Consider the following 12,330-nt stretch of genomic DNA (forward strand, 5'->3'; position numbering starts at 1 on the left):
GATCGAATTTATATTTTTTAATGCGGCAACCGACGATTTTCAGCGCGCGCAAAGCCAGCCAGATATAACTGCAATCACACGATATTTTGTCGTCGCCCGCTCATCGGCTGCGCGCTGCCTCGCGCGGCGCTTGACGGTCAGGCCCCGCAGATGCTCTATTATTCCTATCAAAAAAATATACATATAAAGGTTCAGAGCATGTCCCGTTCAGCGTCGAGCGTCGCGCCAGCGTACAAGTTTCGGACACTATCCAGCGGATCCGGCCTCACGATTTCTCTGGCCCTCATGGCTATCTCGACCTTGCCGGGGCGATCGCGCGCCGAGGAAGCGCCTACTCCGGTCCGAGTCGAGATCGGCGATGTCGTCGTGCCCGACGGCGATGAAGATCGCGGCGAAACGTCTCGTTCTGTGATGGATGCACAGAAGAAGCCGCGCACGATCTTTGTCGTCGACCCGAAGGCGATAGAGCGGGAAAACATCAATCGCCTCGACGAGTTTCAGCAGAAGATCCCGAGCTATCGCGCCAACAACGGCGCCGTCGTGCGCTCCGCGCGTCAGACCATGCGTTGGGTCGGCATCGGCGCAGGCACTGGCGTCGGCACGGAATCGCCGACCGGCTATGTCGTCGACAATGTGTTCTGGAAATATTGGGGTTTCCAGTGGGGCGAGCTCTTCGATCTGCAATCCTTCGAGGTCGCTTATGGCCCGCAGGGAACGGCGGGCGGAAAGAATACCGCCGTCGGCAGCCTCATCATTCGCAGCCAGCTGCCATCCTTCACGCGGAAAGCGACCTTCGAGACCAACTACGCCAATTTTGGCCGCGTCATCGAGAAGGCCAGCGTCACCGGACCGATCATCGACGACACGCTCGCCTATCGCTTGAGCGCCTTCCTCGACAAAAGCGGCGGATGGATTCACGATCAGGTGAGCGGGGCCGGCTACAAGAACACGGATCGCTGGGCCGTGCGCGGCCAATTGCTCTATGTCGGCGACAATTTCAGCGATCGGCTGATCTTCAACTACAACCAGTCGCACGAATATAACGGCTACAATCTCGGCCCGATCGGCGACACATCGTTGATCTACGCCAATGGCACGCTCCCGAGCGCGACATTCGCGCGCAATGTCGCGACCCGGCTGGGAAAGCCGATCTTGTCCTATAATCCCTACACGCCCTCGATCGCCGGAATGGGAGCCGATCCGGTCAGAAACATAATGGTGTCGAACGAGATCAACTGGGGCATAGGGGAGAATATATTGACCTCGCTTTCCGCCTATGGCTACAGCCGGAACGAGGAAAGCTACCGCGAAGAAACCCAGCTGCTCGGGCTCTGGCGCACCGGCATGGACACCAATGTCGGCCAAGCGTCCCAAGAATTCCGTTTCTCCTCCCCCAAGGAGCAGGAGCTCGAATGGACCACCGGCGTCTATCTCTTCTACGACGACGCCGGCAATCAGATGCATCATGTGCAATTCGGCTCCGACGCCGCGAAATGGCTCCGCATGCCGGCCGCGCTGCCGGGCGTCGAGGACTGGTGGTACACCAAGGCGCGCGACATTCAATTCGCCGCCTTCGGCCAGGCGACCTGGCATTACGACGAGCAATTGGCGATCACGCTGGGTTTTCGCAACAGCTATGAGATCCGTCAGGGCTCGGTGAGCCATCTCAACCGATATTATCCCACACTGTCGATCGTCGATCAGGATCAGGCGATCATCGCGGCCGGGGGATATGGACTATCGGATCGCGGCGGCCAGTCACGGTCGAGCAACCATGTTACGGGCATCCTCAATCCGCAATATCGATGGACCGAGAATATCCTCCTCTTCGGCCTGGTCGGCCGCGCGGAGAAGGCCGCCGCCGTCAACACGAGCGGCAATCCGACCTATGCCACCGACGCCGCGACCGGACAGAAAGTCTTCAGCGCCTGGACGCCGCTTTTCACCAAGCCGGAAGTATCCTGGGACTATGAGCTCGGCTTCAAGACGAACTGGCTCGACAACAAGCTTCTGTTCAACGCGAATTTCTATTGGAACGACTTCTACAACTTCCAGACCACGACCGTCGACGCCAGCCGCACCGACGCCCTCGGCGCGCCCATCTCAGTGTCGTCGCTCGGCAACGCCGATCATGCGCGTCTGCGTGGAGTCGAGCTCGACGCCCGCTGGAGCCCGATCGAAAGACTATGGATAACCGGCAACGCCGCCTTCTCCGATGCGCGCTGGATTTCCTATCCGGACGCCGCCCCACCCACCGATTGGCAGTGGACCACCGGAGGCCCAGCGCCCAAATATCTGTCGCTCTCCAATACGAGGTGGCAAAGCGTTCCTCTCTGGACGTTCAACATTGGAGCCAATTACGAGCATCCGTTGGGAGCCGTGCTCATCGACTCCGGCCTCGACACCTTCGGCGACTTCGCGCGACAGCCGATGACCGCTTTCGGCTATGTGAACGTGAATTGGCAGGACAAGACGCAGCTCACCAACCCCTGGTCCATCGTTCAGTTCTGGCAACCGTCCTATGCGATCGTCAATTTCGGCTTCGGCCTTCGCACCGATGACGATCGCTACAGCCTGAGCTTCTGGGCAAAGAACGTCTTCGACGAAAGGCCATATTCCTCCTTCGACCCCGGAAGCGCCAGCAATCCGACGAGGGTCGGCCTCGCGCGCTGGCCTGCGACCTTCGGCGGGGCCTTCCGCGTGAAGCTCATGTGAAGAGAATGCAGGCCGAGCCCGAGCCCCAGCCTCTCGAATGCACGAAAGACGCGTCAATTCACCCGGATTTCTTCATGTCGAATTGACGCGCCGCGCATAACTTGCGCCTCGATTTATCGCGTCTGATTTTTCGAGGGTGTGTCATGTTGCGCAGATCATCTCCCATCGATGCGGCTGGACGGCCGCATCGTCGTAAAATTCTGCCGGCTATGACGCTGGCCGCCTTCGTTGTCGCCTCCGCGGCTTCCGCTCAGCCAGCGCCGCTCAAGCTGCTCATCCTCGGCGACAGCCTCAGCACGAGCCTCGGCGTTCCGGAGGGATACGGCTTCGGCCCGGTCCTGGCCCGCCGGCTACGGGCGGATGGCTATCGCAATATCGACATCGTCAACGGCTCCATGGCCGGCGACACGACGGCGGACGCCGCCACCCGCCTCGCCTCGACGCCGCAGGATTATGACGCCGACGTCGTCATCGTCGAACTCGGCGGCAATGATATGCTGCAGCAGACCGATCCCGCGGTCGTCTCACGCAATCTAGACTGGATACTCGACGGCTATCGGCGGCGGGGAACGCGCGTCGTCATCGGCGGGATATTGTCCAAGCCGGAGCTGGGCTTCGTCTATAATGTGACTTTCGACCAGCTCTATCCCAAGCTCGCAGCGCGCTGGGGCGCTTCGCTCTATCCCTTCTTCCTCGCGGGCGTGTTCGGCCATCCGGCGCTGATGCAGGAGGACCATATTCATCCCAACGCCGCCGGGGTGGAGCGCATCGTGGCCGGCATTGCCCCGCTCGTCGAACGCAATCTCGATGCGGCGGCGGCCCGGCGCAAGGTGGCCGAGGCGCGCTGAAGCGCGCCGGTCGGTCTTACGGAAACACCCGCGTCACATGGCCCATCTTGCGGCCGGCGCGCGTCTCCTTCTTGCCGTAGAGGTGGAGACAGGCGCCCTCCTCCGCGAGCAGCTCCGGCCATTTCTCCGCGTCGTCGCCGATCAGATTGCGCATTTCGACGCGGACGCCGTGACGGCGCGTCGAGCCCAGCGGCCAGCCGGCGACCGCGCGCATATGCTGCTCGAATTGCGAAGTGACGGCGCCGTCGAGCGTCCAATGGCCGGAATTATGCACGCGCGGCGCGATCTCATTGACGACCAGCCGCTCCCCGCCCGCCTCCTCGACGACGAACAACTCCACCGCGATCACGCCGACATAATCGGCCGCTTCGGCGATTTTTCGCGCCATTTCGACGGCCGCCGCCGCCGTCTGCGCGGAAATCCGCGCCGGCGCGACGGTCAGCGCGAGAATATGCCGCTCATGGACGTTCTCGCAGACGTCATAGGCGCGAAAGGCGCCGTCCGACCCACGCGCCGCAACCACCGACACTTCGCGCGAGAAGGGCACGAAGCCCTCGAGCACGCAAGGCGCGCCGCCGAGCGACTGGAAGGCGGCGGCGAGATCGACGCCCTCGCGCAGCAGGGTCTGGCCCTTGCCGTCATAGCCGAATCGCCTGGTCTTCAGAATGGAGGGCCGCCCGAGACTCGCGGCCGCTTCCGCCAGCATGGCGGCGTCCTCGACATTCTCGAAAGGCGCCGTCTCTATGCCGAGGCCGCGCACGAAATTCTTTTCGGTGAAGCGATCCTGCGTCAGCGCCAGCACGCGCGGATTGGGCCGCACCACCGAATGCGCCTCGAGAAAGGCCGCCGTGTCCGAGGGCACATTCTCGAATTCATAAGTGACGACGTCGACCGCGGCGGCGAAGGCGGCGAGCGCCGCCTCGTCCTCGAAAGGAGCAATGGTCCGCGCGGCGCAGACCTCGAAGGCGGGATCGTCGGCGGCAGGCGAAAAGACATGGGCGCGCAGGCCGAGGCGCGCGCCGGCGCTCGCCAGCATGCGGGCGAGCTGCCCGCCGCCCAATATTCCGATCGTGGAGCCGGGACGCAGCATCGTCGCTTTCGTCATGCGTCGTCGCGGGGCGTTACGGCGACCTGCTCGGTCTGGCGTTGTCGCCATTCCTGCAGCCTCTCGGCGAGCTCCGCGTCGCCGCGGGCGAGAATGGCGGCCGCGAGCAGAGCGGCGTTGATCGCGCCCGCCTTGCCGATGGCCAAAGTGCCCACGGGCACGCCGCCCGGCATCTGCACGATGGAGAGCAGCGAATCCATCCCCGAGAGCGCGGCGGTCTCGATCGGCACGCCGAGCACGGGAAGGATCGTATACGCCGCCGTCATGCCGGGCAGATGGGCGGCGCCGCCCGCTCCGGCGACGATGACCTCGAATCCCTCCGCCTCGGCGCCCTTGGCGAAGGCGCTGAGCCGGTCCGGCGTGCGATGGGCGGAAATTATGCGCGCCTCATAGCCGACGCCGAGCGCCTCGAGCGCTTCGGCGCTATGCCGCATGGTGGCCCAATCGGATTGGGAACCCATGATGATCGCGACTGGCTTCTTCGACTTCGCCACGGCTCTTCCGGCGGGCTGGAGTGCATGAAGCACAGCCCCTTAGCCGAACCGGCGGCGGGGCGCAAGCGCGCCCACGATGGCGCGGTGGCCCGAGCGCCGCTATGATCGGCTTTTTTCGCATGCGTTTTCGGGGGCGAAATGGATATCAAAGGGTTGCAGGACGCGCTCGCGGCGCTGAAAAGCCTGATCGCGACGCTCGGCCTCGTCTTGGCGATCGGCTTCGCCATCGTGAACGCCGACGCCATCGGCGACGGACTCTCGACGCTGGCCGATCGGTTCGGCGGGCTGCGCGGAGCCGAAATCGCCGGCGTCAAGCTCGACTTCGGCGAAGCGACAATCGAAAAGCGCGTGCCGCCCGATCTTTTCGAGCGGCTCGACACGAAGGACAAGCGACGCGTCTCCCGCGACCTGAACACGCTCGAGCCACGCATGGCGCTGCGGCTGCTGCAGGTCGGCCTGCTCGCCAATCTCTGCGAGTTCGAGAAGGCGACCACCTCGATGATCGACGATTTCAGCACCGATCGCCATTTGCAGGATCGAGGATTGGCGGCGCTCGTCGACAACCCGCAGACCAAAGCCAAGGTGCTCGCCATTCAGGCGAAGGCGGCCAAGAAATCCGACATTGGCGAGCCGCGGGCCTGCTACGACATAACGCTCACCGACCATGGCTGGGACGTGCGGACCGCGCTCGTGCATGTGGTGAGCGCGGGCTTCGGCTCCGCGCCGTCGATCCGCGATCCGACGCCTGAGCCGGAGGCCGCCCTGGACGCGGTCTCGGCGCAGGGCCGCCTCTCCAAAAAGCGCTGAGCGACTTTTCCGTGACAAGCTCGAGTTTCGGGGAACGCCTTAAGTATTGATCAGGGTCCGCCCGCTATTCTGCGTTCCGTAGCCGGCGGTGTGTCGCCGGCGTTCAGGGACCATGTCGATGTCCAGCTCTATCCTACGAACCGCCATTGGCGGCGCGTTTTTCACGCTTGTCGCATCTCAATCGCTCGTTCACGTTCTCTCTCAGGTCCAGGCGAAGACGTCGCCCTACCGCCATCAGGCGGAATATGCCGCTCCGATGCGCGCCTATGCGCCCGTCGCGCCTGCGGCGCCGAGCGCCACGCTCGGAGAGGCCACGATCGTCGCCGACCGTCTCGGCCAATATTCGGCCAATGTCGAAATCGAAGGTCAGCGCGTCCGCATGCTGGTGGACACGGGGGCGAGCACGGTGGTCCTGTCCTATGAGGACGCCGCCGCGATCGGCTATCTTCCGGCGCCCGCCGAATTCAAATATCCGGCCCAGACCGCCAATGGCGTCGCCCATATGGCGCGGGTGAAGCTGCGCGACGCCCGTCTCGGCCAGATCGCGCTGCGCGATGTCGACGCCTATGTCGCCGAGCGCGGCGCTCTCGGGGCCAGCCTGCTCGGCATGACCTTCCTGTCGCGCCTGTCGCGTATCGAGGCCGGAGCCGGCAGACTGGTTCTGCGCCAATAGGCTCGGGCGCAGCCCTCTCGCGCGGGAGCGGGAAACATGCGATTGTCTCGGCATGCCGCTCCCCCGCCAGCTCTCCGTCTTCGCTCTGGTGGGCGTCGTCGCGACGAGCCTCCACTACGCCGTGCTCGTCGGCCTCGTCGAGCTCGCCGCCTGGGCGCCCGTGCCGGGCGCGCTCGCCGGCTATCTCTCCGGCGGGGTCGTCTCCTATTACCTCAATCGCCGGCATACATTCGCGAGCGACCGGCCGCATGAGGAGACGACATGGCGTTTCGCCCTCGTCGCCTTGGTCGGCTTCTGCCTCACCTATGGCTTCATGGGCCTCTTCGTCGACCGCATGGGCGCGCCCTATGTGCCGGCGCAGATCGTCACCACGGGAATCGTCTTCTTCTGGTCCTATCTGGGCAATCGCCTATGGACCTTCCGCGCCGGGCCGGCCTGATCACGCGCCGATATTCTGAATGCGGCCCCAAGTGCTTTTCGTGCCCCATATGCCCTGGCGCAACGCCTCCAATTGCACGATTTGCGAGTGGTCGACGAAGAGATTGACCTCATTGCCGTAATTCTTCACGTACCATTCGAAGACCGGCGGATCGGCGGCCTCGAACATCACTTTCTCGAGTCCGAGCTTGTCGATGATGCGCGCCGCGACATCGGTGCGCCAGCGCGTCACATTCTCGGTGATCCCTTCGCTCTCGATCATGATGATGTCGGCGCCGGCGTCGAGCGCGCGCTCGGCCTGCGCGATGAGCCAGGAGACGTCGCGCGTTCCCTCGGCCTCCAATTCCGCCGCCGAAGTGTCGCCGCCCGCGCCGAATTGAATGCCGACTTCCGGCTTGGCCTTCAGCCCCGCTTTCTTCACCATGCGCACCAGCCGCAACATGCTCTCGATCGGCAGGCTGACGAAGCCCGCCGAAATCTCGACCACATCGAAGCCGAGCGATTTCGCTTCCTCGATATAGCGGGTGGCGGCGTCGGGCCCGAAGCGCAGCACATTCTCGATCCAGCCGCCGGTCGAGATATAGGCGCCATGGTCATGGACGGTCTTGTTGAATGTCTTCACCGCCTCGGGCGGCATCAGCGCAAAGGAGCCGCCGGCATATTTCACGCCGTCGATCCAGGCGCCCATCGTCTCGAAGAGGTCCGAAATATGGCGCCGCCCATAGGCGCTGTAATAGGGCCCGCGGATTTCCGTGAGCCCACGCTGGCGCGGCTTCGCCGTGCGCGCGGCGCGCGGAATGAAGGAGAATGTGGTCTCGGCCATGGCGTTCACCTAGCGTGCTCGAGTGCGAGCCTGAAGGTTCGCGGTCCAATACGGTCTCTGGACCGTGAGCCTTCAGGCTCGCATTCGTCGCTCCCTCTCCGACGAAGCGCCGATCCGCCCGAGCAGCGCCGTCAGCTCCGCGACCTGCCGACGCTCCAGCGTCTCGACCACATCGGCGATGGCGTCGCGCTCGGCCGCGCTCGTCTTCGCGCATGAGACGCGATCGAATTTGCGCCGCGCCGCCGCCCAATCGAAAGGATCGGTGTAGAAGCCGTGATAATCGTCGCGCGAGCAGGCGAGCAGACGCCCGTCCTCGAGCTCGATCGCGAGCCGCGCCGGCAGCCATTTCGGAAACAGCGCCGAGAGCTCGGCCGAAGGCGCGACGCTCACCTTGCGCAGCAGCGTCTGCACGTCCTCGGCGACTATGCGCTGCGGCGCATATTGCTCCGGCTGCACCTCGCCGTCGAGGAGCGCGACGGCGAGCATGTAGGGAAGGCTATGGTCGGCCTCCTCCTTGTTGCGCACCAGGCGCTTGTCGCCCTCCTCGCCGCCGCCGATGATCTGAAAGGCGACAGAAAAAGTCTCGAGCCGCGCCTCGCGCACCGCCGCCGCCGAAAAGCCCGGCCGCGCGCGAATATCGAGCGCCGCGTCGAGCGCCGATTGCGAATGAATCTCCGCATTGTGCTTCTTCACGATGGTGCGCGTGACGCTCTCCAAATCCTCGCGCAGCCAGTCGATCTCGAACGCGCCGGCGATCGTTTCCTTGAAGCCCTTATTGCCTTCGAAGACTTCCCCCGGCCCGGTGATCCCATACGCCGCCAGCAACGCCGCATGCGTCGCCGCCATTGCGGTATTGGGATAAGCGAGCCCCTTCCAATGCGAGAGCGCGCCGGTGCGCGTCACGCGCAACGCATTATTGGCAGTTCCGCTGATGGCGATGGCGTTGGCGATCTTCTCGCGCGAGAGACGCAGCGCTTTGGCGACGCCGGCGGCCGCCGCATAGGCGCCCTGCACCGTATGATCGAAACCCTTGGCGCGCACCGGCGCGACGTCGCTGAGCCGCGTATGCACCTGATAGGCGACAGCGAGCGCCGTCAAAAATTCCGCGCCGCTGGCGTTGCGGGATTCTGCGGCGGCGAGAACGGCGCCGAGATTATCGGAAGGATGGCAGGTCTCGCCGGGGGCGAGATAGCTGTCCATGAAATCGAGATAGCGGGAGAGCGCGCCATTGTAGAAGGCGGCGCGATCCGGCGCCGTCTTGCCGCCGCCGATGAGCGTCGAAAGCGGCGCGCCGCCGAGCTCGCGCGTCAGCTCGCGGATCGCCGCGACGGGCTGAGCGTCGAGCGCCCCTATGGCGACGCCGATCGTGTCGAGAACGCGGATTTTCAGTTGGCCGAGCGCGGCGTCGCTCATCTCCTCGAGCCGCGCTCGTCCGACGAATTCCGCGAGCGTCTGAACCTCGGTCATTGGCGAGATTCCTTGCAAGCGGCTCTATCTGTCGCGGAGACGCACGCAATCAAGCCTTCGGAGCGAAGACTGGAACGACACGAAGTCTTACGTTCCCCGCGGCTTCGCCCGCGTCGTCGGCGCCGCGCCGGCGGGATCGTCGGGCCAGGGATGGCGCGGATAGCGGCCCTTCATCTCGCGCTTCACCTCGGCCCAGGAGCCGGCCCAGAAGCCCGGAAGATCGCGAGTCGTCTGAATGGGCCGATGCGCCGGGGACAAAAGCTCCAGCGTCAAGGGAACGCGGCCCTTGGCGAGCGTCGGATGCGCCTGAAGGCCGAACAGCTCCTGCACGCGCACCGACAGCAACGGGCCATTGGCGGCCGAGTAGTCGAGCGCGTGTCGCGAACCGACGGGCGTCTCGAAAAAGGCCGGCGCCTCATGGTCGAGCCGTCGCGTCAGCTCATAGGGAAGCAAGGCCGCGAGCGCGGCGTCGAGATCCTCCGCCGTGATGGCGGCGAGACTTGCGCGGCCGAGGATGAAAGGCGCGAGCCAATCCTCGACGCTTTTCGCCAATCCTTCATCGCTCACATCCGGCCAGGACTCGTCGTTCTCCGCGCGGCGCAGGAAGTCGATGCGGTCCCGCAGCTGCGCCTGCGCCTTGCTCCAGGGCAAACGGGAGATTCCAAGACCGGCGGCTCCACGGGCGAGAATGGCGGCGTTATCCTCGCGCGCCTCGACGGAGAGATTCTGCTCGGCGAGGCGGATCGCGCCGAGCCTGCGGAAGCGCCGACGCCGCAGGCTCGCGCTCTGCGCGTCGAAGATCGTTTCGTCGCGCGTCTCGATGCGATCGGCGCCGATGCGCTCCACCTCTTCGGCCGAGAGCGCGCAGGCCGCGAGAATGCGCGCCTGCGCGGCGCGGCCGGTGATCTCGGCGACCGCCAGAAAAGACGCATTGGCGAGACGGTCGTGCGGCTGCACGGCGGCGGCGCGGCCATTGGCCATCAGAAACTCGCCGCCCGCGCCGCGCGCCTTGGCGATGCGATCGGGATAGGCCATGGCGACCACCGCGCCATCGGAGAGATCGGCCTCCGCCTCGCGCGCGACGGCGGATTTTGCCTGCCTCGCCCAGCCGCTCGCGAGCCGCTGCGCGTCGCGAGCACGTCGCGAATTGTCGGAGCGGAACCGATCGAGGCGCTCGGAGAGATCGCAGGACGTTCCCCCGAGACCGCGCTCAGAGAGCAGCAGAGCGAGATCGGCGGCGCGCTCCGCTTCGCCATGGCGCGCCGCCTCGAGGATCATGCGGGCGAGGCGCGGCGCGAGTGGCAGAGCGCGGATCGCGCGGCCCGTGGCAGTGAGCGCGCCCGTCTCGTCCAGCGCGCCCAGCTCGCGCAGCAGAGCGACCGCCTCCTTCCAGGCCGGAGCCGGCGGCGGATCGAGCCAGGCGAGCTTGTTCGGGTCGTCGAGCCCCCAGGAGCGCAGATCGAGCGCGAGGCCGGAAAGATCCGCGGCGAGAATTTCCGGCGCCGCGAAGGCGGGAAGCGAGGCGGTCGCGGCCTCGTCCCATAGGCGGTAGCAGACGCCCGGCTCGGTGCGCCCCGCCCTGCCCCGACGCTGATCGACGCTGGCCCGCGCGGCGCGCACCGTCTCGAGCCGCGTGAGGCCGAGATCGGGCTCGAAACGCGCGACGCGCGAGAGGCCGCAATCGATGACGACGCGCACGCCTTCGATCGTCAGCGACGTCTCGGCGATCGAAGTGGCGAGCGTGACCTTGCGCCGTCCCGGCGCGGCCGGCGCGACGGCGAGATCCTGCTCCTTGCGGTCCATCGCGCCGAACAGCGGCGCTATATCGACATTGGCGGGCAGGCGCCGCTCGGCGAGCAGATTGGCGACGCGCTGTATCTCGCCCTGCCCCGGCAAGAAGACCAGCAGCGAGCCGCCCTCCTCCGCCAGCGCGCGGGAGACGGCGCGGGCGACAGCCTCCTCCAGGCGCTCGTTGGAATCGCGGCCGAGATAGCGCGTCTCCACCGGAAAGGCGCGGCCCTCGCTCTCGACGATTTCCGCGCCGCGCATGAGGCCGGCGACGCGCGCGCCGTCGAGCGTCGCCGACATTGCGATGATGCGCAGATCGTCGCGCAGTCCCGCCTGCGCATCGAGCGCCAGAGCGAGCCCGACATCGGCGTCGAGCGAGCGCTCGTGGAATTCATCGAAGAGAACAGCGGCGATCCCCTCCAACATGGGATCGTCGAGGATCATGCGCGCGAATACGCCCTCGGTGACGACTTCGACGCGCGTCCGGGCGGACACTTTGGATTCGAGCCGCATGCGCAGTCCGATCGTCTCGCCGACGGATTCGCGCAATGTCGCGGCCATGCGCGCGGCGGCGGCGCGCGCGGCGAGGCGGCGCGGCTCGAGCAGGATGATATTGCCGCCCTTCGCCCAATCGGCGCCGAGCAGAGCGAGCGGAATGCGCGTCGTCTTGCCGGCGCCGGGCGGCGCCACGACGACGAGATTGCCCGCCGCACCGAGCGCCGCGGTCACGCGCGGCAGAACCTCGTCGATCGGCAGCCTATCCGAGAATGCGATCAAGGACGGCGCCGCGCATGACGCGCGCGCTCACTTCTGCTTGGCGATGATCTTGTCCTTGATCTTCTCATAGACGCCTTTGGGTAGGATGTTCTTCTGATAGAGCTCGTCCTTGCCCTTATAGGGCCTCCCCTTGATGATCGCCACGGAACGCGCCTCGCCTATGCCGGGGAGCGCGTCCAGCTCTTCTTTCGTCGCCGAATTTATGTCGAGCAGCTCGGCCGGCTTGGTGGCGGCCGGCTCCTTGGCGGGCTCCGGCGCCGGCGCGACTGGCTTGGCGGGCGCGCTCTTGGCCGGCTTGGCGGTCGGCGCCGCCGGCTGCGGCGCCTGAGCCAGCGCGCTGACGGCGAAGGTCGAAAGGACGGCAAAAAGGCAAAGGCGCAAAATATGTCGCATGG

The 12,330-nt window shown here is 65.7% G+C and carries 11 protein-coding genes; 5 read left to right on the forward strand and 6 right to left on the reverse strand.

Annotation, left to right across the window (positions count from 1 at the left end; genetic code table 11):
• Positions 1–285 precede the first annotated feature (285 nt).
• A complete protein-coding gene (locus IY145_RS20715; RefSeq protein ID WP_196409931.1) occupies positions 286–2,715 on the forward strand; it encodes a TonB-dependent receptor in 2,430 nt (809 codons plus the stop codon).
• Positions 2,716–2,858: 143 nt separating this feature from the next.
• On the forward strand, positions 2,859–3,563 hold the full coding sequence (locus IY145_RS20720; RefSeq protein ID WP_246722131.1) for an arylesterase: 705 nt from the start codon (positions 2,859–2,861) through the stop codon (positions 3,561–3,563).
• Positions 3,564–3,579: 16 nt separating this feature from the next.
• Here IY145_RS20720 and IY145_RS20725 read toward each other — a convergent pair whose 3' ends face one another.
• Positions 3,580–4,653 (reverse strand): 5-(carboxyamino)imidazole ribonucleotide synthase, encoded by a 1,074-nt coding sequence (locus IY145_RS20725; RefSeq protein WP_196410650.1) that lies wholly within the window; start codon positions 4,651–4,653, stop codon positions 3,580–3,582.
• An 11-nt stretch (positions 4,654–4,664) separates the two neighbouring features.
• Positions 4,665–5,129, reverse strand: a complete 465-nt coding sequence (gene purE, locus IY145_RS20730) for a 5-(carboxyamino)imidazole ribonucleotide mutase (protein ID WP_196410651.1) — start codon at positions 5,127–5,129, stop codon at positions 4,665–4,667.
• Positions 5,130–5,300: 171 nt separating this feature from the next.
• On the opposite strand from purE, the gene IY145_RS20735 reads away from it, so the two are divergent.
• From IY145_RS20735 to IY145_RS20745, 3 genes are all read left to right on the forward strand, one after another.
• Positions 5,301–5,969 carry a hypothetical protein gene (locus tag IY145_RS20735; protein ID WP_196409932.1) on the forward strand — a complete coding sequence of 223 codons (669 nt, stop codon included), beginning with the start codon at positions 5,301–5,303 and terminating at the stop codon, positions 5,967–5,969.
• A gap of 118 nt (positions 5,970–6,087) precedes the next feature.
• Positions 6,088–6,642 (forward strand): TIGR02281 family clan AA aspartic protease, encoded by a 555-nt coding sequence (locus IY145_RS20740; protein WP_246722132.1) that lies wholly within the window; start codon positions 6,088–6,090, stop codon positions 6,640–6,642.
• A 52-nt stretch (positions 6,643–6,694) separates the two neighbouring features.
• On the forward strand, positions 6,695–7,081 hold the full coding sequence (locus IY145_RS20745; protein ID WP_196409934.1) for a GtrA family protein: 387 nt from the start codon (positions 6,695–6,697) through the stop codon (positions 7,079–7,081).
• Here the strand turns inward: IY145_RS20745 and IY145_RS20750 are convergent, their stop codons facing one another.
• From IY145_RS20750 to IY145_RS20765, 4 genes are all read right to left on the reverse strand, one after another.
• Entirely contained in the window at positions 7,082–7,903 is an 822-nt protein-coding gene (locus IY145_RS20750) for a phosphosulfolactate synthase (protein ID WP_196409935.1), read from the reverse strand.
• Between the two features lie 72 nt (positions 7,904–7,975).
• Positions 7,976–9,370 carry an MmgE/PrpD family protein gene (locus IY145_RS20755; RefSeq protein WP_196409936.1) on the reverse strand — a complete coding sequence of 465 codons (1,395 nt, stop codon included), beginning with the start codon at positions 9,368–9,370 and terminating at the stop codon, positions 7,976–7,978.
• 87 nt (positions 9,371–9,457) lie between these two features.
• A complete protein-coding gene (gene hrpB / locus IY145_RS20760; protein WP_210332703.1) occupies positions 9,458–11,935 on the reverse strand; it encodes an ATP-dependent helicase HrpB in 2,478 nt (825 codons plus the stop codon).
• Positions 11,936–11,962: 27 nt separating this feature from the next.
• Positions 11,963–12,328 (reverse strand): helix-hairpin-helix domain-containing protein, encoded by a 366-nt coding sequence (locus IY145_RS20765; RefSeq protein WP_196409937.1) that lies wholly within the window; start codon positions 12,326–12,328, stop codon positions 11,963–11,965.
• Positions 12,329–12,330: the final 2 nt, after the last annotated feature.

The organism is Methylosinus sp. H3A (assembly GCF_015709455.1).
GTDB lineage: Bacteria > Pseudomonadota > Alphaproteobacteria > Rhizobiales > Beijerinckiaceae > Methylosinus.